Origin of the sequence: Pseudomonas putida (assembly GCF_003228315.1) — a bacterium.
GTDB classification, from domain to species: domain Bacteria; phylum Pseudomonadota; class Gammaproteobacteria; order Pseudomonadales; family Pseudomonadaceae; genus Aquipseudomonas; species Aquipseudomonas putida_S.
In genome coordinates, this window is the sequence record NZ_CP029693.1 from 4,613,349 (window position 1) to 4,635,211 (window position 21,863).

General features: G+C 61.2%; 18 protein-coding genes. 10 read left to right on the forward strand and 8 right to left on the reverse strand.

Annotated features, from left to right (window positions below; genetic code table 11):
• Positions 1-44 precede the first annotated feature (44 nt).
• The 7 genes from phaC to DKY63_RS21690 form a co-directional block, all read right to left on the reverse strand.
• The gene (gene phaC / locus DKY63_RS21660) at positions 45-1,724 is read right to left on the reverse strand and encodes a class II poly(R)-hydroxyalkanoic acid synthase (RefSeq protein ID WP_110965954.1); all 1,680 of its coding nucleotides are present in this window, start codon (positions 1,722-1,724) and stop codon (positions 45-47) included.
• Between the two features lie 256 nt (positions 1,725-1,980).
• A complete protein-coding gene (locus DKY63_RS21665) occupies positions 1,981-2,352 on the reverse strand; it encodes a gamma-butyrobetaine hydroxylase-like domain-containing protein (RefSeq protein WP_162634917.1) in 372 nt (123 codons plus the stop codon).
• Between the two features lie 137 nt (positions 2,353-2,489).
• On the reverse strand, positions 2,490-3,827 hold the full coding sequence (gene hslU, locus DKY63_RS21670) for an HslU--HslV peptidase ATPase subunit (RefSeq protein WP_110965956.1): 1,338 nt from the start codon (positions 3,825-3,827) through the stop codon (positions 2,490-2,492).
• A 52-nt stretch (positions 3,828-3,879) separates the two neighbouring features.
• The gene (gene hslV, locus DKY63_RS21675) at positions 3,880-4,419 is read right to left on the reverse strand and encodes an ATP-dependent protease subunit HslV (protein WP_110965957.1); all 540 of its coding nucleotides are present in this window, start codon (positions 4,417-4,419) and stop codon (positions 3,880-3,882) included.
• A gap of 229 nt (positions 4,420-4,648) precedes the next feature.
• Positions 4,649-5,362, reverse strand: a complete 714-nt coding sequence (locus DKY63_RS21680; protein ID WP_110965958.1) for an SPOR domain-containing protein — start codon at positions 5,360-5,362, stop codon at positions 4,649-4,651.
• Between the two features lies 1 nt (position 5,363).
• Positions 5,364-7,100 (reverse strand): arginine--tRNA ligase, encoded by a 1,737-nt coding sequence (gene argS / locus DKY63_RS21685; RefSeq protein WP_110965959.1) that lies wholly within the window; start codon positions 7,098-7,100, stop codon positions 5,364-5,366.
• 217 nt (positions 7,101-7,317) lie between these two features.
• Entirely contained in the window at positions 7,318-9,537 is a 2,220-nt protein-coding gene (locus tag DKY63_RS21690) for a primosomal protein N' (RefSeq protein WP_110965960.1), read from the reverse strand.
• Between the two features lie 281 nt (positions 9,538-9,818).
• On the opposite strand from DKY63_RS21690, the gene rpmE reads away from it, so the two are divergent.
• The 3 genes from rpmE (at position 9,819) to DKY63_RS21705 (ending at position 12,312) form a co-directional block, all read left to right on the forward strand.
• A complete protein-coding gene (gene rpmE / locus DKY63_RS21695) occupies positions 9,819-10,037 on the forward strand; it encodes a 50S ribosomal protein L31 (protein ID WP_007975586.1) in 219 nt (72 codons plus the stop codon).
• A 35-nt stretch (positions 10,038-10,072) separates the two neighbouring features.
• The gene (locus tag DKY63_RS21700) at positions 10,073-10,864 is read left to right on the forward strand and encodes a thermonuclease family protein (RefSeq protein WP_110965961.1); all 792 of its coding nucleotides are present in this window, start codon (positions 10,073-10,075) and stop codon (positions 10,862-10,864) included.
• A 179-nt stretch (positions 10,865-11,043) separates the two neighbouring features.
• Positions 11,044-12,312 carry a malic enzyme-like NAD(P)-binding protein gene (locus tag DKY63_RS21705; protein WP_110965962.1) on the forward strand — a complete coding sequence of 423 codons (1,269 nt, stop codon included), beginning with the start codon at positions 11,044-11,046 and terminating at the stop codon, positions 12,310-12,312.
• A 232-nt stretch (positions 12,313-12,544) separates the two neighbouring features.
• Here DKY63_RS21705 and DKY63_RS21710 read toward each other — a convergent pair whose 3' ends face one another.
• Entirely contained in the window at positions 12,545-14,986 is a 2,442-nt protein-coding gene (locus DKY63_RS21710) for a penicillin-binding protein 1A (protein WP_430523165.1), read from the reverse strand.
• A 217-nt stretch (positions 14,987-15,203) separates the two neighbouring features.
• Between DKY63_RS21710 and DKY63_RS21715 the strand changes: the two genes are divergently transcribed.
• The 7 genes from DKY63_RS21715 to aroB all read left to right on the forward strand — a co-directional run bounded on the left by DKY63_RS21715 (position 15,204) and on the right by aroB (position 21,854).
• A complete protein-coding gene (locus DKY63_RS21715; RefSeq protein ID WP_110965964.1) occupies positions 15,204-16,265 on the forward strand; it encodes a pilus assembly protein PilM in 1,062 nt (353 codons plus the stop codon).
• Positions 16,265-16,831, forward strand: coding sequence for a PilN domain-containing protein (locus DKY63_RS21720; RefSeq protein ID WP_110965965.1), 567 nt, complete (start codon positions 16,265-16,267; stop codon positions 16,829-16,831). The genes DKY63_RS21715 and DKY63_RS21720 overlap by 1 nt, the downstream gene beginning before the upstream one ends.
• Entirely contained in the window at positions 16,828-17,451 is a 624-nt protein-coding gene (gene pilO / locus DKY63_RS21725; RefSeq protein WP_110965966.1) for a type 4a pilus biogenesis protein PilO, read from the forward strand. Before DKY63_RS21720 ends, pilO begins: the two co-directional genes overlap by 4 nt.
• Positions 17,448-17,975, forward strand: a complete 528-nt coding sequence (locus DKY63_RS21730; protein WP_110965967.1) for a pilus assembly protein PilP — start codon at positions 17,448-17,450, stop codon at positions 17,973-17,975. The genes pilO and DKY63_RS21730 overlap by 4 nt, the downstream gene beginning before the upstream one ends.
• A 13-nt stretch (positions 17,976-17,988) precedes the next feature.
• Positions 17,989-20,079 carry a type IV pilus secretin PilQ gene (gene pilQ, locus DKY63_RS21735; RefSeq protein WP_110965968.1) on the forward strand — a complete coding sequence of 697 codons (2,091 nt, stop codon included), beginning with the start codon at positions 17,989-17,991 and terminating at the stop codon, positions 20,077-20,079.
• Between the two features lie 4 nt (positions 20,080-20,083).
• Entirely contained in the window at positions 20,084-20,602 is a 519-nt protein-coding gene (aroK, locus tag DKY63_RS21740; RefSeq protein ID WP_056725695.1) for a shikimate kinase AroK, read from the forward strand.
• A 151-nt stretch (positions 20,603-20,753) separates the two neighbouring features.
• The gene (gene aroB / locus DKY63_RS21745) at positions 20,754-21,854 is read left to right on the forward strand and encodes a 3-dehydroquinate synthase (RefSeq protein WP_110965969.1); all 1,101 of its coding nucleotides are present in this window, start codon (positions 20,754-20,756) and stop codon (positions 21,852-21,854) included.
• The last annotated feature ends 9 nt before the right edge of the window (positions 21,855-21,863 follow it).

The following is a 21,863-nucleotide window of genomic DNA, read 5'->3' on the forward strand; positions in this document are numbered from 1 at the left end:
CGAGCATGCTCGCTCCTACACAAGGGTAGGGCGAGGTGTGTCAGTTACCGCTCATGCACATAGGTGCCCGGTGCTGCTTCGCCCGCCGGGTAAGCCTTGTTGCCCAGCTTCAAAGGCGCCTTTTTCATTTCGCCCGAACGTTGGGCCAGCCAGGCATGCCAGTGCAGCCACCAGGAGTCGGTGTGTTTGGTGGAGTTCTCCTGCCATTCTTCGGCAGTGCCTGCTGCGTCACTGTTGGTCATGTAGCGGGATTTCGGATTGCCCGGCGGGTTCAGGATGCTCTGGATATGGCCGCTGCTGGAGAGCACGAACTCGACATTGCCGCCAAACAGGTGCGCCGACTTGTAGCAGCACTTCCACGGGGTGATGTGGTCGGTGGTGCCGGCCAGGGAAAAGATGTCGGCCTTCACTTGCTTGAGGTCAATCGGCGTGCCGCACACTTCCAGTGCATTCGGACGAATCAGTGGGTTGTTTTTGAACAACTCGATCAGGTCGCCATGGAACGCGGCGGGCAGTCGCGTGGTGTCGTTGTTCCAGAACAGGATGTCGAATACCGGCGGCTCGTTGCCCAGCAGGTAGTTGTTGACCCAATAGTTCCAGATCAGATCGTTGGGGCGCATCCAGGCGAAGACTTTCGCCATGTCGCGGCCTTCCAGCACGCCGGCCTGATAGGAGTGGCGCTTGGCGGCTTCCAGGGTCTGTTCGTTGACGAACAGGGCGACATCGGTGTCCAGGGTGGTGTCGAGCACGCTCACCAGCAGGGTGAGGGCGTTGACCTTGTTCTCGCCGATCGCGGCATAGTGACCCAGCAGGGCGGTGCAGGTGATGCCACCGGAGCAGGCACCGAGCATGTTCACGTCCTTGCTGCCGGTAATCGCCGTGACCACGTCGACCGCTTCCTTGAGCGCCTCGATGTAGGTCGACAGGCCCCACTCGCGCTGCTCCTTGGTCGGGTTGCGCCAGCTGACAATGAAGGTCTGCACGTTGCTGCGCAGGCAGAAGCGCGCCAGGCTTTTTTCCGGGCTGAGGTCGAAAACGTAGAACTTGTTGATCTGTGGCGGCACCACCAGCAGCGGACGCTCGTGGACCTGTTCGGTGGTTGGCTTGTACTGGATCAGTTCCAGCACATCGTTGCGAAACACCACCGCGCCTTCGGACACGCCCAGGGTCTTGCCGACCTCGAAAGCGCCCATGTTGACCTGGCTCGGCATGCCGTTGTTGTGCACCAGATCCTTGGCCAGATGGGAAAGACCGTCGAGCAGGCTCTTGCCGCCGGTTTCGAAGAAGCGCTTGACCGCCGCCGGGTTGGCCGCGCTGTTGGTCGGGGCCATGGCTTCGGTCATGAGGTTGATCACGAAGTGCCCGCGGCTGACATCGTTGGGCGGCAGGTTACTGTCGTCGATCCAGTCGTGAAGCTCCTTGCGCCACGCCAGGTAGGTTTGCATGTAACGTTTGTAGAGCGGGTTCTGGCTCCAGGCCGGGTCGGCGAAGCGACGGTCATCGCCTGCCGGTTGCAGCCCGGATTTGCCGAGCAGTACGTTTTTGAGTTCCAGACCGAAATGCGCGACATGCTTTGCGCTGTGAATCGGTTGTTTGATGGCCTGTCTGAGCACCATTCGAGCAGAAGCCAGTAGATCCTTTCCACGCAGCCCAACGACAGGATTCAGACCCAGGGTGTTCTCCGAGGCCTGATACTTCAAGTCATCGTTATTCTCTTTACTCATCTACGACGCTCCATTGTCCTGAGACGAGTACCCGGTCCTGCTGCACAGTCACTCAGCAACTACCAGGTACCGAACTCGGGTGACCGTTAAGACTGCACCGCTGCTTTTTTTCGCAGAGAGCACTGCAGGGAACTTGCCAGTTCCATTGGTTACCCGAGTTTAATTTTTTTCGCAAGCAGGCCAGTTGCTTGCCTTGGAGCGGAGCATTCAAACAGATGAAATTAGAAAATGCCTTCTAATGAACAAGAGGCTCGGTCTAGAGCATCAGCTTGACGACGGACTCGTTCGGGTCGCGGGATTTTCCGGTGGCTTTGAGCTCAGCCAGGTAGTCCTCCCAGAGTGCGTCATAACGTCGCCCCAGTTCGTAGAGGTATTCCCAGGTGAACAGGCCGCTGTCGTGGCCATCGTCGAAGGTCAATTTCAGTGCGTACTGACCGGCCGGTTCCAGCTTCGTCAGGCCGACGTTGATCTTGCCAAATTGCAGGATGGGTTTGCCGTGGCCCTGGACCTCGGCGGAGGGAGAATGCACGCGCAGGAACTCGGCGGGCAGGGTGTATTCCTCGCCGGACGCGTACTTGAGCGTCAGGGTTTTCGAGGCTTTGTGCAGTTTGATATCGGTGGGGATCATGGCCAAAGTTCCGATCGGGAGGGAACCCTGTAGGAGCGAGCATGCTCGCGATGGAGTATCAGGCGACGCGGGCATTCAGATAGCCCGCGTCATCGTTGACCACCATCGCGAGCATGCTCGCTCCTACAGGTCTTGGCTTACAGGATATAACGGGACAGGTCTTCGTTCTGCGCCAATTCACCCAGGTGGCTGTTGACGTAGTCGGCGTCGATCTGGATCGCCTTGTCATCGTGGGCGCTGGCCAGGTCGCCGGCGCTGAAGGACACCTCTTCCAGCAGACGCTCAAGCAGGGTGTGCAAGCGACGGGCACCGATGTTTTCGGTTTTCTCGTTGACCTGCCAGGCAATCTCCGCGATGCGCTTGATACCGTCCGGCTGGAACTCGATGGACAGGCCTTCGGTTTTCAACAGTGCACAGTATTGCTCTGTGAGCGACGCGTGCGGCTCGCTGAGGATGCGCTCGAAATCTTGCGGCGACAGCGCCTTGAGTTCCACGCGAATCGGCAGGCGGCCTTGCAGCTCGGGCACCAGGTCGCTTGGCTTGCTCAGGTGGAATGCGCCGGAGGCGATGAACAGGATGTGGTCGGTCTTGACCATGCCCAGCTTGGTGTTGACGGTGCAGCCCTCGATCAGCGGCAGCAAATCGCGCTGTACGCCTTCACGGGACACATCGGCGCCGCCGACATTGCCACGCTTGGCGACCTTGTCGATTTCGTCGATGAACACGATGCCGTGCTGCTCGACCGCTTCCAGGGCCTTGGCCTTCAACTCTTCATCGTTGACCAGACGGCTGGCTTCTTCGTCACGCACCAGTTTCAGCGCTTCCTTGACCTTGAGCTTGCGGCTCTTGCGCTTGCCCTTGCCCATGTTGGCGAACAGGCTCTGCAACTGGTTGGTCATCTCTTCCATGCCCGGAGGCGCGGAGATATCGACGCCGGCCATTTCGGCGACTTCGATTTCGATTTCCTTGTCATCCAGCTGGCCTTCGCGCAGGCGCTTGCGGAACAGCTGACGGGTATTGGAATCGGAAGTCGGTGCGTCGTCGTTGCTGAAGCCCATGCGTGCCGGTGGCAGCAGTGCGTCGAGGATGCGCTCTTCGGCGGCGTCTTCGGCGCGGTGGCGAACCTTGGTGATTTCCTGTTCGCGCAGCAGCTTGATCGCGGCGTCGGCCAGGTCACGGATGATCGATTCGACGTCACGACCGACGTAACCGACTTCGGTGAACTTGGTAGCTTCAACCTTGATGAACGGCGCGTTGGCCAGCTTGGCCAGGCGACGGGCGATCTCGGTTTTACCGACACCGGTCGGACCGATCATCAGGATGTTTTTCGGGGTGACTTCAACGCGCAGCTCTTCCGGCAGCTGCATCCGGCGCCAGCGATTGCGCAGGGCAATGGCGACGGCGCGCTTGGCATCGTCCTGGCCGATGATATGGCGGTTGAGTTCGTGGACGATTTCACGGGGAGTCATGGACATAATATTTGACGGACCTTAAACAAGTGAGTCGTGGCATGGGGCCGAAACAGACTTACTCGTCGCCTTTGGCGCAGTCCTGCTCCTCAATGGTCTGAGTGTGGTTGGTGAATACGCAGATGTCGCCGGCGATGCCGAGAGCGGTCTCGACGATTTCCCGGGCCGACAGGTCGGTTTTCTTCAGCAGTGCGCTGGCGGCGGCCTGGGCGTAGGCGCCACCGGAACCCATGGCGATCAGGCCGTGCTCGGGTTCGACCACGTCGCCGTTGCCGGTGATGATCAGCGAGGCGTCCTTGTTGGCGACGGCGAGCATCGCTTCGAGGCGGCTCAGGGTGCGGTCGGTGCGCCATTCTTTGGCGAGCTCGACGGCGGCGCGAACCAGATGGCCCTGGTGTTTTTCCAGCTGGCCTTCGAAGCGTTCGAAAAGGGTAAAGGCGTCAGCCGTGGCGCCAGCAAAGCCGGCAAGGACTTCGCCGTGGTACAGGCGACGGACTTTCTTGGCGTTGCCTTTCATCACGGTATTGCCGAGAGAAACCTGGCCGTCGCCGCCCATGACGACTTTGCCTTGGCGGCGAACTGAAACGATGGTGGTCAAGGGAAGAGTCTCCACGCAGCTGGGCGAAAGTGCCTTATGCCAACCCATATGGGGGTGTAGGAAAAGATTTCAACTGTGGGGTGGAGGAGGGGACGAGTGGTGTAGGACGGGGGATGGCGTGTTGACTGTTCTGGCGCCATCGCGGGCAAGCCTTGCTCCCACAGGTCAGCGTGATTCTGTGGGAGCAAGGCTTGCCCGCGATGAACGATGACGCGGTTTTTAAATGGAATCAGCGGCTCTGGCGTTGTTGTAACAACAGATTGCTAAACCCGGCGCCGGCCAGTTGTTTCTGCGCGGTAGTCAGTTGTTCGCGATTGCTGAACGGCCCCACCAATACCCGATACCAGGTCTCGTCCTTGACCGTACCCGATTCAACCGCCACCGCCTGACCGAGCAGGATGATCTGCGCCCGAACCTTGTCGGCGTCGGTTTCCTTGCGGAACGAACCGGCCTGCAGGAAGAACTTGGTCACCGGCGCGGCCTTGGCCACAGGTGGTGCAGGGGGCGGCGTGATCCCGGACAGGGCGGCCTGGGCGCGGGCCGTGTCGATCTTCGCCGCTTCCGCGGGCGTCACCGGCGTGGTCGGAATGGCTGGCACCTGCGGTGTCGGCAGAGTTTTCTCCGGCACGGCATCCGGCGGCACGATCACTTCCGATTCCGGCAGCAGGGTGTAGAAGTCGTACTTCGGCTTCACCGGTTGCGTCGGGCTCGGCGGGGTCTTGTTGGCCTCGGCGATCTTCGCGGCTTTCTGCTGTTGCTGTTCGACCTTCTCACGCTTGACCGTATCGCTGCCCTTGCCCGGCTCCAGCTTCATCAGGAACACGATGAAGGCGCCGACCGTCAGGCCGATGGCCATCCACAGCCAACCCGGAATCGGTTGCTTCGCTGGAGCTTGGTAACGGCTGGCGCCACGTTTGGGTGCAGGTTTTTTCTTGGCAGCCAACTTACATGCGCTCCAGGGTTTCCAGACCCAGGAGTTCCAGGCCTTGCTTGAGAGTACGGCCGGTCAGCGCAGCGAGGCGCAGGCGGCTCTGCATTTGTTCCGGGGTCTCGGCGGCGAGGATCGGGCAGTTCTCGTAGAAGCTGGAGAACAGGCCGGCAACGTCGTACAGGTAGGTGCAGAGAATGTGCGGCGTGCCTTTCTCGGAGACGTTGTTCAGCACTTCGCCGAACTGCGCGAGTTTGGCTGCCAGCTCCAGTTCGTGCGGGGCATCGAGAACGATCTGGCCTTCGACTTCGCTGAAGTCCTTGCCCAACTTGCGGAACACACCGGCCACGCGGGTGTAGGCGTACAGCAGGTAAGGCGCGGTGTTGCCTTCGAAGTTCAGCATCAGGTCGAAGTTGAAGCTGTAGTCGCTGGTGCGGTGTTTCGACAGATCGGCGTATTTCACCGCGCCGATGCCCACTACCTTGGCGATGTTGCGCAGGTCGGCTTCGGCCAGTTCCGGGTTCTTGTCCTTCACCAGGGTGTAAGCGCGTTCCTGGGCTTCGGTCAGCAGTTCGATCAGCTTCACGGTGCCGCCGTCACGGGTCTTGAACGGACGACCGTCGGCGCCGTTCATGGTGCCGAAGCCCATGTGTTCCATTTCCATCGGGTGCGTCACGAAGCCGGCCTTGCGCGCCACGGCGAACACCTGCTGGAAGTGCAGGGCCTGGCGCTGGTCGACAAAGTACAGCGCGCGATCGGCCTTGAGCTTGCCACTGCGGTAGCGCACGGCGGCCAGGTCGGTGGTGGCGTAGAGGTAACCGCCGTCCGCCTTGACGATGATCACCGGCAGCGGGTCGCCGTCGGCGTTCTTGAACTCATCGAGGAACACGCACTGGGCGCCGTTGCTCTCGACCAGCATGCCGGCGGCCTTGAGGTCGTTGACCACGTTGATCAGGTCGTCGTTGTAGGCACTTTCGCCCATCACGTCGGCCATGGTCAGTTTGACGTTCAAAAGCTCGTAGATTTTCTGGCAGTGGGACAGCGAGATGTCCTTGAACTTGGTCCACAGCGCCAGGCAATCGGCGTCGCCGGCCTGCAGCTTGACCACCAGGCCACGGGCGCGGTCGGCGAACTCTTCGGATTCGTCGAAGCGTTGCTTGGCAGCGCGGTAGAAGTTCTCCAGGTCCGACAGCTCGTCGCTGGTGATCGGGTTTTCCTGCAGATAGGCCATCAGCATGCCGAACTGGGTACCCCAGTCGCCAACATGGTTCTGACGGATCACTTCGTCGCCGAGGAATTCAAGTACCCGAGCGACGCCATCGCCAATGATGGTCGAGCGCAGGTGGCCGACGTGCATCTCTTTGGCCAGGTTCGGCGCAGACAGGTCGACCACGGTGCGCTGCACAGGGCCGGCCTTGCGCACGCCGATTTTGGCATCGGCCAGCGCGGCGTCCAGACGGGAAGCCAGGGCCTGGGTGTTCTGGAAGAAATTGAGGAAGCCTGGGCCGGCGATTTCGGCCTTGGAGACGTTCTCATCAGCCGGCAGGGCGGCGATGATCTTTTCCGCCAGGTCGCGCGGCTTCATGCCGGCCGGCTTGGCCAGCATCATGGCGATGTTGCTGGCGAAGTCGCCGTTCTTCTTGTCGCGGGAGTTCTCCACCTGGATCGCCGGCGACAGGCCTTCAGGCAACACACCTTCGTTGACGAGTTGGGTGATGGCTTGTTGGATCAGCTGGCGAATGGTGTCTTTCATGGTCTTCTCTTTCGACCGCAGGCGCGGCGGCGCATGGTGCGCTGGTGGAAAAACTGGGCATTATCCGTTGCGAAGACGGGCTTGCCAACTATAGCGGGCAGGTTGTGGATGTGTGGTGACAAATCTGGCCTGTGGGAGCAAGGCTTGCCCGCGATGGCGCCCTCAATATCGCTATCGCGGGCAAGCCTTGCTCCTACAAATTCAATTGAACTTGAAATCAATACAAATCCACGGGATCGACATCCAGCGACCAGCGCACCGCCCGTCCGCTCGGCATCTGCTCCAGCACCAGCAACCAACTGGCCAGCAACCGGTGCAACGGCGCCCTGGCGTTGGCCTGCAACAGCAACTGTGCACGGTAGCGCCCGGCCCGACGCTCCATCGGTGCTGGCACCGGCCCCAGGAGTTCAATGCCGGTCAGGTTCTGTTCGGCCAGCAAGCGCTCGGCCTCGCTGCACGCCTCATCGAGAAACCCTTCAGCCTGCCCCGGTTTGTGCGCTTCGGCCCGCAACAGGGCCAGGTGGGCGAACGGCGGCAAGCCCGCCGCACGGCGCTCGCTCAAGGCCTGTTCAGCAAAGGCGAAGTAACCCTGTTCGGTCAATTGCACCAGCAACGGATGGTCGGCCAGGTGCGTCTGGATGATCACTTTGCCGGGCTCTTCCGCCCGCCCGGCGCGACCGGCGACCTGGACGATCAGTTGCGCCATGCGCTCACTGGCGCGGAAGTCACCGGAAAACAGGCCGCCGTCGGCATCGAGAATCGACACCAGCGTCACCCGAGGGAAATGGTGGCCCTTGGCGAGCATTTGCGTGCCCACCAGAATGCAGGGCTGGCCCTTCTGGATGGTCGCGAACAACTGGTTCATCGCGTCCTTGCGCGAGGTGCTGTCGCGATCGACGCGCAACACCGGGTAGTCCGGAAACAGGATCGCCAGGCGCTCTTCGGCCCGCTCGGTGCCGGCGCCCACCGGACGCAAATCGACCTTGTTGCATTTCGGGCACTGGCGCGGCACGCGTTCGACGTAGCCGCAATGGTGGCAGCGCAGCTCGCCATAGCGCTGATGCACGGTCATGCGTGCATCGCAGCGCTGGCATTCGGACATCCAGCCGCAGTCGTGGCACAGCAGCGTAGGGGCGAAGCCTCGCCGGTTGAGGAATACCAGCACTTGCTGGCCCGCCGCGAGGGTCTGGCCGATCGCCTGTTGCATCGGCCCGGAAATGCCGCTGTCCAGCGGGCGGCTTTTGACGTCCAGGCGCAGGAAGCGCGGCTGCTTGGCACCGCCGGCGCGTTCGTTGAGTCGCAGCAGGCCGTAGCGGCCGGTATAGGCGTTGTGCAGGCTTTCCAGTGACGGTGTGGCCGAGCCCAGCACGATCGGGATGTTTTCCTGTCGGGCGCGGACCAGCGCCAGATCCCGGGCGTGATAACGCAGGCCTTCCTGCTGTTTATAAGAGCCGTCGTGCTCTTCATCGATAATGATCAGCCCCGGGTTTTTCATCGGCGTGAACAGCGCCGAACGGGTGCCGATAATGATGTCGGCCTCGCCATCCCGGGCCGCGAGCCAGGCGTCGAGGCGTTCGCGGTCGTTGACCGCCGAGTGCAGCAGGGCAATGCGCGCATTGAAGCGCTGCTCGAAGCGCGCCAGGGTCTGCGGGCCGAGGTTGATTTCCGGGATCAGCACCAGCGCCTGCTTGCCGGCTTCGAGGGTCTGGCGAATCAGCTGCAAATACACTTCGGTCTTGCCGCTGCCGGTGACGCCGGCCAGCAGAAAGGCGTGATAACTGTCGAACCCGGCGCGGATCGCTTCGCAGGCGGCGCTTTGTTCCGCGTTGAGCGGCAGCTCCGGCTGGGCCAGCCAATGTTCGTGGCGAGCACCGGGCGCATGCCGGCGGACTTCGACCTGCACCAGATCCTTGGCCAGCAGCAAGTCGAGGCTGTCCTTGCTCAGCATCAGCTTGCTCAGCAGCTGATGGGCGACGCCATGGGGGTGTTGGGCCAGTGTCGCCAAGGCCTCACGCTGGCGCGGGGCACGGGCGATGCGCGGATCATCGAGGCTGGCGCCGGGGGCGACGGACCAGAAGCGTTCCTGCCGCGCTTCCGCCAGTTCGCCCTGGCGCAACAACACCGGCAGTGCCCAGCTCAGGGTGTCGCCGAGGCTGTGCTGATAATACTGGGAGGTCCACAGGCACAGCTTGAACAGCGCAGGCGGCAGCGGCGGGGTGGCATCCAGCAGCGCCAGGGCGCGCTTGAGTTTTTCCGCCGGCACATCGCTGGTCTCGGTGACCTCCACCAGAATCCCGATCATCTCGCGCCGGCCGAACGGCACCCGCAGGCGCATGCCGGGATGCAGCCGGGCGCGCGGGACCCCGGCCGGCGCCCGGTAGTCGAACAGGCGGCGCAGCGGCGAAGGCAGGGCAAGGCGCAAAATGGCGTCGGGCACGCGGGGGATTCTCGATAAACAAAGAAAGGTAACGCATGTCCTGTGGGAGCGAGCCTGCTCGCGATAGCGCCGTGTCAGGCGCCTATAGGCTGGCTGACAGGGCCTCATCGCGAGCAAGCTCGCTCCCACAGGGGGATGTGCTTGGGGTCGGGAGCCTAGCAGACGGTCGGTAGAAGCGACAGCTTGCGCGATTGGCATTGTCTGGTAGAATCCGCGGCCTAATTACGTGCGGTATTCAACAATAGTGTTGGGTGGCGGCACGCTAGCCTGAGGAAGACACCATGAAAGCTGATATCCATCCAGAATACCCAGCAGTTGCTGTTACCTGCAGCTGCGGCAACAAGTTCGAAACCCGTTCGACCTTCGGCAAAGCCCTGGCGATCGACGTTTGCAACGAATGCCACCCGTTCTACACCGGTAAGCAAAAGACTCTGGACACTGGCGGCCGCGTTCAGAAGTTCGCCGACCGTTTCGGTGCTTTCGGCGCCAAAAAGGCCTAAGGCCTCTCAACTTGGGAAGCCGTCACGGTTTTTCCATGCTGATGAAGAAGGCGTCCCTTGCGGGCGCCTTTTTTGTGTCCGCGATTTGGCTCTCCGCGGCCCAGGCGTTCTGCCCGGCGCCGAGCGCCCTGGCCCCCGTCGCGGTGCAGCGGGTGGTGGATGGAGACACGCTGCGCCTGAGCGATGGCCGCAGCGTACGCATGATCGGCTTGAATACCCCGGAGCTGGGCAAGAAAGGCCGCACCGACGAGCCATTCGCCGTGGCGGCGCGCAAACGCCTTGAAGCCCTGGTGGCGGCGAGCGACGGGCGGGTCGGTTTATTGCCGGGCAAGGAAAGCAAGGATCACTACGGCCGGACCCTGGCCCATGTCTACGGCGCCGACGGCGCCAATCTCGAAGCGCAAATGCTCGCCGAAGGTCTCGGTTTTCTGGTGGCGATCCCGCCGAATGTCGATTTGGTTGCCTGCCAGCAAGCCGCCGAGCGCAGTGCGCGCCAGGCGGGGCTTGGCGTGTGGCGCCAGTCGCCTGTACTGAAAGCGGATCAGATCAGCACCGCCGGTTTTGCTGTGCTCAGCGGCCGTGTGAGCAAGGTTCAGCGCAATCGTGGCGGGGTTTGGATCGAATTGCAGGACTCGGTTGTGTTGCGCGTTGCACCCAATGTGCTCGCCCGTTTCGATGCGAACTCTCTGCAAAAGCTCGAAGGCAGGCAGATCGAGGCGCGCGGCTGGGTGCTCGATCGTTCGCGCCGCGGCGGACTCAAGGCTGGTCAGGCGCGCTGGATGTTGCCGTTGACCGATCCGGCGATGCTGGAAGTGACGCAGCGATAAAAAATTGTAGACATTTTTCGCGTGGATTGTGAACAGTCCAGCCCTTGTGTTCCGTGGCTCTTGGCCAAAAGTAGTAGGGCAGGGCGGTTGACAGGGCTGACCGGTCAGTCTTGTGGGGATTTTGCGAGGCGCGTATCCTCGCTGACCAGTCTGTCCAACAGTAAAAGCGGAATGCCCACATGTCTGATTTGAAAACTGCCGCTCTCGAATATCATGCTAATCCTCGTCCAGGTAAGCTGAGCGTCGAGCTCACCAAGGCCACCGCTACCGCCCGCGACCTGTCGCTGGCCTACAGCCCCGGCGTAGCCGAACCAGTGCGCGAAATCGCCCGCGATCCTGAACTGGCCTACAAGTACACCGGCAAGGGCAACCTGGTTGCAGTCATTTCCGATGGCACCGCGATTCTCGGCCTGGGTAACCTCGGCCCATTGGCTTCCAAGCCAGTGATGGAAGGCAAGGGCGTGCTGTTCAAGCGCTTCGCCGGCATCGACGTTTTCGACATCGAAGTCGACTCCGAAAGCCCGCAAGCCTTCATCGACACCGTCAAGCGCATCTCCATCACCTTCGGTGGCATCAACCTGGAAGACATCAAGGCACCTGAGTGCTTTGAGATCGAACGTGCTCTGATCGAGCAGTGCGACATTCCGGTGTTCCACGATGACCAGCACGGCACCGCTATCGTGACCGCTGCCGGCATGATCAACGCCCTGGAAATCGCTGGCAAAACCCTGCCTGAAGCCAAGATCGTCTGCCTGGGCGCCGGTGCTGCCGCCATCTCCTGCATGAAGTTGCTGGTGAGCATGGGTGCCAAGGTCGAGAACATCTACATGATCGACCGTACCGGTGTGATCCATGCTGGCCGTGACGACCTGAACCAATACAAGGCCGTGTTCGCCCACGGTACCGACAAGCGCACCCTGGACGACGCCATCGAAGGCGCAGACGTGTTCGTCGGCCTGTCGGGTCCGAACCTGCTGAGCCCTGAGCAACTCAAGCGCATGGCCGCCAACCCGATCGTGTTCGCTTGCTCGAACCCGGATCCGGAAATCTCGCCAGAGCTGGCGCACGCCACCCGTAGCGACGTGATCATGGCCACCGGTCGTTCCGACTACCCGAACCAGGTCAACAACGTACTGGGCTTCCCGTTCATCTTCCGTGGTGCCCTGGACGTTCGCGCCAAGCGCATCAACGAAGAAATGAAAGTGGCTGCTGCCAACGCCCTGCGTGAACTGGCCAAGCTGCCAGTGCCTCAGGAAGTGTGCGACGCCTACGGCGGCATCAAGCTGGAATTCGGTCGTGAGTACATCATTCCGAAGCCAATGGACAAGCGCCTGATCACCCTGATCTCCGATGCTGTGGCCAAGGCTGCGATCGAGACCGGCGTTGCGACCCTGCCGTATCCGAAGCACTACCCGCTGAAAAGCGTGGATGACGTGTTCAACGGCTAAGTCGTTGTAGCGCTTCAACCAAAAGCCCTGGCTCTTGCGAGTCGGGGCTTTTTTATTGCCTGCAGATCTGTGGTGACTACCCGGCCGCCTTCGCGAGCAGGCTCGCTCCTACAGGGGAGTGCGATCAACTGTAGGAGTGAGCCCGCTCGCGAAGGCGGTGTAACAGGAACCCCAAAACCAAAAAGCCCCGCATTCCAGAGAAGAGCGGGGCTTTTCGCATTGCAGCATGGGATCAGAACAAATCGATCGGTGCCGCTTCATCCGCAGGCAGCGGGCTGCCTGGGGCATTGCCGTTGCCCAGTTCGTTCACCGACGGTGGCGTGTCTTCGGCCTTGAACAGTTCGAAGTAGGCGCCCGGGGTGCCCGGGGTGGCGGCACGACCGCTGACCGGGTCGACACGCAGGCTGAGGATGCCTTCCGGTTCCTGCTGCGTGTGCGGTGGCAGGCCCTTGAGCGCGGCGCCCATGTAGTTCATCCAGATTGGCAGTGCGACCGTGCCGCCGAACTCCTTGCGGCCCAGGCTCTCGGGTTGGTCGAACCCGGTCCACACGGTGGTCACGTAATCGGCGTTATAACCGGAGAACCACGCGTCCTTGGATTCGTTGGTGGTACCGGTCTTGCCCGCGATGTCGCTGCGGCCCAGGGCCAGGGCGCGGCGGCCGGTGCCGAGTTTGATCACGTCCTCAAGCATGCTGTTGAGGATGTAGGTCGTACGGCCATCGACAATTCGCTCAGCCACTGCGGGAGCCTGCGGCGTTGGTTGGCTGGCGGCCATTGCGTCGCCGGGCGTGGCGTTGACCGTAAAGGCCTGGGAGACCGGCGCGGCGATACCGTCGCTGGCGGCGCCACCTTTCGGAACGCTCGGCGGGTTGGCGACGAACAGCGTGTCGCCATTGCGGCTTTCGATCTTGTCGATGATGTACGGGGTGATCTTGTAGCCGCCGTTGGCGAAGGTGCTCCAGCCGGTGGCGATTTCCATCGGGGTCAGGGTCGCCGTGCCGAGCGCCAGTGAGAGGTTGGGCGGCAGATCCTGCTTGTTGAAGCCAAAGCGGGTGATGTAGTCGATGGTTTTGCCAACGCCCATGGCCTGCAGGAGTCGGATCGACACCAGGTTGCGCGACTTGTACAGCGCTTCGCGCAGGCGGATCGGGCCAAGGAAGGTGTTGGTGTCGTTTTTCGGACGCCACACCTTGTCCAGATACTCGTCGACAAACACGATCGGCGCGTCGTTCACCAGGCTGGCGGCGGTGTAGCCGCTATCCAGTGCAGCGCTGTAGACGAATGGCTTGAAGCTCGAACCCGGCTGGCGCTTGGCCTGCAACGCACGGTTGTAGTTGCTCTGCTCGAAGGCGAAGCCGCCGACCAGTGAGCGGACCGCACCGTTCTGCGGGTCGAGGGATACCAGTGCGCCCTGGGCCTGCGGGATCTGGCTGAACTTCAGCGAATCGTCCTGCTGGCGCTGCACGCGGATCAGGTCGCCGACCTGGGCCACATCCGACGGTTGCCGTGGGTTGGCGCCCATGCTGTTGGTGTTGAGGAACGGCCGGGCCCATTTCATGGTGTCCCAGTTCACGTGCTCAGTGCCGATACGAGTCAGCACTTGCAGGCCGTTCTTGTCGACCTGGGTGACGATGGCCGGCTCAAGGCTGCTGATGGTGCGTTGCTTGGTCAGCTCGGTGGCCCATGCCTCGCGGGTCTTGCCTGGCAGGCGTGATTCCGGCCCGCGATAGCCGTGACGCTGGTCGTAGGTCATCAGGCCTTCATGCACGGCGTTGTTGGCCAGTTCCTGCAGATTGCTCGGCACGGTGGTGGTGACGCGGAAACCTTCGGTATAGGCGTCGCTGCCGTAGCGGCCGACCATTTCCGCGCGAGCCATTTCGGCGATGTACGGTGCGTTCACTTCCGGCGTCGGCACGTGATAACTGGCGTTCAGCGGCTCGTTGATCGCGGCGGTGTAATCGGCTTCGCTGATTTTGCCCAGCTTGTACATCCGCCCCAGGATCCAGTCACGACGCTCCTTGCTGCGTGCCGGGTTGGCGAGCGGGTTGAAGCGCGACGGGGCTTTCGGCAGGCCGGCGATCATCGCCATCTGCGCCAGGCTGACGTCGCGGATCGACTTGCCGTAGTAAACCTGCGCCGCCGCCTCGATACCGTAGGCGCGGTTACCCAGATAGATCTTGTTGACGTACAGCTCGAGGATCTCGTCCTTGGTCAGCTGCCGTTCGATCTGCAGCGCCAGGAGGATTTCGGTGGTTTTACGGGAGAAGCTGCGTTCGCTGGTCAGGAAGAAGTTCTTCGCCACCTGCATGGTGATGGTGCTGCCGCCGGACTGGATGTGCCCGCTCTTGACCAGTTGGGTGGCGGCGCGCATGAGGCTGCTGGGGTCGACGCCGTAATGGTTGGCGAAGTTATCGTCTTCAGCGCTCAGCAACGCATTGATGAAATTGGGCGGAATGTCGGCGAACCGGATCGGCGTGCGGCGCATTTCGCCGAACTCTGCGATCAGCTTGTTGTCGCTGCTGTAGACCCGCAGCGGAATCTGCAACTGAATGCTTCTCAGTGCCTCCACAGACGGCAATCCGGGACTAAGGTAAAGAAACGCCCCGCTCAGACCCAGAAGCAGTCCGCAGAATATCGCGACGATGGACCAACCGAGAAATTTCAGCAGACGAATCAAGGCTTTTGGATATCCAGGGTAAAAATTGAAAGAGGCATCAGGGTTCAGGTTAAAGGCGAACGACCCGCGCTTGAGAAAAAGCGGAAAAAAACGCTGGGCATTATAAGCATTTTTCCGCCGCAGGCGTCATTGGCGGCTACTGTCAAGACGGGTGGATGGAACGCAACACTCATTACAGAGTCCGTAACTCACGGATAGTCATAGGGAATTGCTAGTGCCAGGACTCTTCAACAAAAAGGCCAATACGCTTCTGGGTATCGACATCAGCTCAACTTCGGTGAAATTGCTGGAGTTGAGCCGCCAGGGCGACCGCTATCGGGTCGAGGCTTACGCGGTCGAACCGCTGCCCCCCAGCGCGGTGACCGAGAAAAACATCGCCGAACTCGAAGGCGTGGGCCAGGCCCTCGCGCGCGTGGTGACCAAGGCCAGAACCAGCCTCAAGAACGTGGCGGTGGCTGTCGCCGGCTCGGCGGTAATCACCAAGACCATCGAGATGGATGCCGGACTTTCCGATGACGAAATGGAAAGCCAACTGAAGATCGAGGCCGATCAGTACATTCCCTATCCGCTGGATGAAGTCGCCATCGATTTCGAAGTCCAGGGTGCGTCCGCGCGTAATCCCGAACGGGTCAACGTGCTGCTCGCCGCCTGCCGCAAGGAAAACGTCGAAGTGCGTGAGGCCGCCCTGACCCTGGCTGGCCTCACGGCCCGAGTGGTCGATGTAGAGGCCTATGCCCTGGAGCGCTCCTTTGGCCTGCTGGCAAACCACCTGATGGTCGCCCCGGAGCGTTTGGTGGCGGTGGTCGACATTGGCGCGACCATGACGACTCTCAGCGTGCTGCTGGGTGGACGGATCATCTATACCCGCGAACAGTTGTTCGGTGGTCGCCAGTTAACCGAGGAGATTCAGCGTCGATATGGCCTGACTGTCGAGCAGGCCGGGTTGGCCAAGAAGCAGGGCGGCTTGCCCAGCGACTACGTCAGCGCAGTCTTGCAACCCTTTCGCGAGGCGTTGGTGCAGCAGGTCTCGCGTTCATTGCAGTTTTTCTTTGCTTCCGGTCAGTACCACGCCGTCGACCAAATTGTGCTGGCCGGCGGCACGGCGTCGGTCTCCGGCCTGGATCGGCTGATCGAACAGCAATTGGGCACCCCGACCCTGGTGGCCAACCCGTTTGCCGACATGACTCTCAATGGCAAGGTCAACGCCGCGGCGCTGGCCAGCGACGCCCCCGCCCTGATGATCGCCTGCGGGCTGGCCCTCAGGAGTTTCGACTGATGGCGCGGATCAATCTTTTACCTTGGCGCGAAGAGCTGCGTGAGGAACGTCGCAAGCGTTTTCTGCTGATTCTGGTTGGTGTACTGGTGGGGGCGGCGGGCTTGGTGTTGATCGCCAACCAGGTGATCACCGGCGCCATAGACCGGCAGGTTGCGCGCAATAACTACCTCGGCAAACAGATCGCCGTGGTCGACGAACGGATCAAGCAGATCAGTGATCTCAAGGCTCGCCGGCAACAGTTGGTCGAACGCATGCGAATCATCCAGGACTTGCAGGGCAATCGGCCCATCAGCGGGCGAATTTTTGATCAGTTGGCGCGAACCCTGCCGGACGGCGTGTATTTCACGCAAGTGAAAATGGAAGGCAAGACCTTGTCCATCTCGGGCGCGGCGGAATCCAACAACCGTGTTTCCGACCTGATGCGCAATCTGGAGGCGTCGGACTGGTTCGATGCGCCCAGCCTGACGGAAGTGAAGGCGACAACGGCCGGTCAGGTTGACCAGGCCAACGTCTTTCAGCTGACCGTTCGTCAGACCCAGCCGGCTGCTCCGGAGGACGGCAAATGAATCTGTCCGGATGGCTGGAAGGGCTGCGCAGGATCGATATCAACGATCTGGATACCAACAACATCGGTTCATGGCCACCAGCGATCAAGGTGGTGGTGGGTGCGTTGATCATGGTGCTGGTGTTGGTCATGGGATACAGCTTTTCCACGAGCGAGCTCGAGGATCAGCTGCAGCTCAAGCGCACAGAAGAGTCGACGCTCAAGGAGCAGTTCGCCGACAAGGCCCGCATGGCGGCCAATCTCGAGCTCTATACCCAGCAGATGAAGGAGATGGAGAACTCCTTCGGCGTGCTGCTGCGCCAGTTGCCGAGTGACACCGAAGTCCCCGGCTTGCTGGAAGACATCACCCGCACCGGCCTGGGCAGCGGCCTGGAGTTTGAAGAGATCAAGCTGCTGCCCGAGGTGACCCAGCCGTTCTACATCGAATTGCCGATCCAGATTACCGTCACCGGCGCCTATCACGACCTGGCCACTTTCGTCAGTGGCGTGGCCGGGCTGCCGCGCATCGTCACCCTGCATGATTTCGACCTGGCACCGGCCAATCCCGACGGCGGTCCCAAATTGCGCATGAGCATCCTGGCCAAGACCTACCGCTATAACGACAAGGGGCTGCATCCATGAGCCCGATACGCATGTTTTTCATGGTCGCGACCCTGGCGATCCTGGCTGGCTGTGGCGGTGGTGATGACTTCAGCGACCTGGACGCCTACATGAACGAAATGCGCCTGCGGGCGCCGGGCAAGATTGAACCAACGCCCACATTCCGGTCTTACCCGACATTCACATACAACGCCGCCAACCTGCGCAGCCCGTTTTCGCGGCAGGTCAGGGTCGACCTGGCCGGCCAGCGGCACGGCTCGCGCAACGTCAAGCCGGACCCGAGTCGGGTCAAGCAATACCTCGAGGGTTTCAACATCGAGCAATTTGAAATGGTCGGCACCATTTCCAATGCATCGGGCTCCTTTGCGCTGTTGCGCGGGGCGGGTGGGGTGCACCGGTTGAAAGTCGGCGATTACCTGGGACGTAACGACGGGCGGATCGTCGCCATCAATGCCACGCAAGTCGATGTAGTCGAAATCGTCCCGGACGGCGAGGGGGCCTGGCTGGAACGGCCGCGGACCATTCCTTTGAAAGAACACTCATAGTGGAACTCGAAAAATGAACAGGACTTTCTCCACCCTCGGGATGTCGCTATGGATAGCGCTGCTTTCGCCGATGGTACAAGCGGCCAACCTCAAGGCGCTGGATGTCGCCGCGCTGCCCGGAGACCGCGTCGAGTTGAAGCTGGCGTTCGATCAGCCACCGCCGGCGCCGCGGGGCTACACCACGGAGTCGCCCGCGCGAATTGCGCTGGATTTGCCCGGCGTCGCCAGTCAATTGGCGAGCAAGACCCGTGATCTGGGCAGCGGCAATGCCCGGAGCGCGACGGTGGTCGAAACCACTGATCGTACGCGGCTGATCATCAACCTGACTCAATTGAGTCCCTACAGCACGCGAGTCGAAGGAAACAACCTGTTCGTGGAAGTAGGCCAGGGAAGCAAGATGGCGCCTGCCAAGGCCCCGGCTTCCAGGGCGCCAGCCGCTGCGGTGTCGATACCCGCCCCGGCGCGTCAATCCGTGGCGAGCTCCAAGGCGATTCGCGGGGTGGATTTTCAGCGCGGCACCCAGGGCGAAGGCAACGTGGTGATCGATTTGTCGGACCCCTCCATTGCTCCGGACATTCAGGAGCGCGAAGGCAAGATCGTGCTCGGTTTCGCCAGGACCCAATTGCCCGAGCCTTTGCGTGTGCGCCTGGACGTCAAGGATTTCGCCACCCCGGTGCAATTCGTCAATGCCGCCGCCACAGGTGACAGGGCCACGATCACCATCGAGCCCAGCGGTGCATTCGATTACTCCACCTACCAGACCGACAACAAGTTGACCGTCAGCATCCGTCCGATGACCGTCGACGACCTGCAAAAGCGCAACGCCGATCGATACGCCTACAGCGGCGAGAAGCTATCGCTGAATTTCCAGGACATCGATGTGCGTTCGGTGCTGCAACTGATTGCCGACTTCACCAACCTCAATCTGGTGGCCAGCGATACGGTGCAAGGCGGGATCACGTTGCGTCTGCAAAACGTGCCCTGGGATCAAGCGCTGGATCTGGTGCTGAAAACCAAGGGTCTGGACAAGCGCAAGATCGGCAACGTGTTGCTGGTGGCGCCGGCCGATGAAATCGCCGCCCGGGAGCGCCAGGAACTGGAGTCGCAAAAGCAGATTGCTGAACTGGCGCCCTTGCGGCGTGAGCTGTTGCAGGTCAACTACGCCAAGGCGGCCGATATCGCCAAGTTGTTCCAGTCGGTGACCAGCGCCGAGGCGAAAGTTGACGAACGGGGTTCGATCACCGTGGATGAGCGGACCAACAACATCATCGCCTACCAGACCCAGGACCGGCTCGATGAACTGCGCCGGATCGTGGCGCAACTGGATATTCCGGTGCGTCAGGTGATGATCGAGGCACGAATCGTCGAGGCCAACGTGGATTACGACAAGAGTCTCGGGGTGCGCTGGGGTGGTTCGATCCAGAACAAGGGCAACTGGAACACCTCTGGCGTCAGCAACGGTGCCAATGGATCAACCACCATCGGCACGCCCGGCAGTACCAGCACCAACTCACCGTTCGTCGACATGGGGGCCGCAGGAAACACGTCGGGAATCGGTATCGCGTTCATTACCGACAACGTTTTGCTCGATCTTGAACTGACGGCCATGGAGAAGACCGGCAACGGCGAAATCGTCTCGCAACCCAAGGTGGTCACGTCCGACAAGGAAACCGCGAAGATCCTCAAGGGCACCGAGATTCCCTATCAGGAAGCAAGCTCCAGCGGCGCGACATCCGTGTCTTTCAAGGAGGCGTCGCTGTCGCTGGAGGTCACGCCGCAGATCACACCGGACAACCGGATCATCATGGAAGTGAAGGTTACCAAGGACGAACCCGACTTCTTGAACAAGGTGCAGGATGTACCGCCGATCAAGAAAAACGAGGTCAATGCCAAGGTCTTGGTCAATGATGGCGAGACCATCGTAATTGGCGGCGTTTTCTCAAATACTCAAAGCAAGGTTGTAGATAAGGTGCCATTTCTTGGCGATGTGCCGTATCTTGGCCGCCTTTTCCGGCGTGACGTGGTTTCGGAGAAAAAATCCGAGCTGTTGGTGTTTCTCACTCCGCGTATCATGAATAACCAGGCGTTTGCTGTGAGTCGTTGATTCTGTGCGAAATTTGATTCTTGTAGGGCCGATGGGGGCTGGAAAAAGCACCATCGGCCGATTGCTGGCCAAAGAGCTGCGCTTGCCATTCAAGGATTCCGACAAGGAAATTGAATTGCGCACGGGCGCCAATATCCCTTGGATCTTCGATAAGGAAGGCGAACCGGGCTTTCGTGATCGCGAGCAGGCAATGATTGCCGAGCTGTGCGATTACGATGGCGTGGTGTTGGCGACCGGCGGTGGTGCAGTCATGCGTGAAGCCAATCGTCGGGCACTGCATGCCGGGGGGCGGGTGGTCTACCTGCATGCTTCTGTGGAGCAGCAGGTCGGTCGCACGTCGCGCGATCGCAATCGGCCGTTGTTGCGTACTGCCGATCCCGCCAAGACCCTTCGGGATCTGCTGGCGATCCGCGATCCGCTTTATCGGGAAATCGCCGATCTGGTCGTGGAAACCGATGAGCGGCCGCCGCGAATGGTGGTGCTCGATATCCTTGAGCGCTTGCAGCAGCTGCCTCCCCGTTAAAGCGCGGGGCGAAATGCGCTATCCTCGGCGTCCTGCCACATCCGCTCCAGGATGTGGCGGATGGCTCTGGTACGGCGTCACACCACCAGATGCCGTGGACTTTCGATAATTCAAGGCGGGATGCCTGATTTAATCTTCACTGTGGGGACACATGCAGACACTCAAGGTCGATCTAGGCGAGCGCAGCTACCCGATTCATATTGGCGAAGGTCTGTTGGATCAGCCCGAGCTGCTGGCCCCGCATATTCGCGGACGGCAAGTGGCGATCATCTCCAATGAAACCGTTGCGCCGCTCTATCTTGAACGTCTGACCCGCAGCCTCGCGCAGTTCTCGGTGATTTCCGTCGTCTTGCCCGATGGCGAGGCCTTCAAGACCTGGGAAACCCTGCAACTGATTTTCGACGGCCTGCTGACCGCACGCCACGACCGTCGCACCACGGTGATCGCCCTCGGCGGCGGCGTGATCGGCGACATGGCCGGTTTTGCGGCGGCCTGCTACCAGCGTGGCGTCGATTTCATCCAGGTTCCGACCACGTTGCTGTCGCAGGTCGACTCTTCGGTCGGCGGCAAGACCGGCATCAACCATCCGCTGGGCAAGAACATGGTCGGCGCCTTCTATCAGCCGAACGTCGTGCTGATCGACACCACCTCCCTCAAGACCCTGCCGGCCCGTGAGCTGTCCGCCGGGCTGGCCGAAGTCATCAAGTACGGCCTGATCTGCGATGAGCCGTTCCTGACCTGGCTCGAAGACAACGTGGATCGCCTGCGCAATCTGGATCAGCAAGCCCTGACCTACGCCATCGAACGCTCTTGCGCGGCCAAGGCCGCTGTCGTCGGCGCCGACGAAAAAGAGACCGGCGTGCGTGCCACGCTCAATCTGGGACACACCTTCGGCCACGCCATCGAAACCCACATGGGGTATGGCGTATGGCTGCACGGCGAAGCGGTAGCTGCTGGCACGGTGATGGCGCTGGAGATGTCCGCGCGACTGGGCTGGATCAGCGAGCAGGAACGCGATCGCGGCATTCGTCTGTTCCAGCGCGCCGGTTTGCCGGTGATCCCGCCTGAAGAGATGACCGAGGCGAATTTCCTTGAACACATGTCAGTTGATAAAAAAGTGATCGACGGTCGTTTGCGCCTGGTATTGCTGCGCCACATGGGCGAAGCGGTGGTGACCGACGATTATCCGAAAGAGGTTCTACAGGCCACGCTGGGAGCGGATTACCGCGCCCTGGCTCAGCTTAAAGGTTAATAAGAAAGC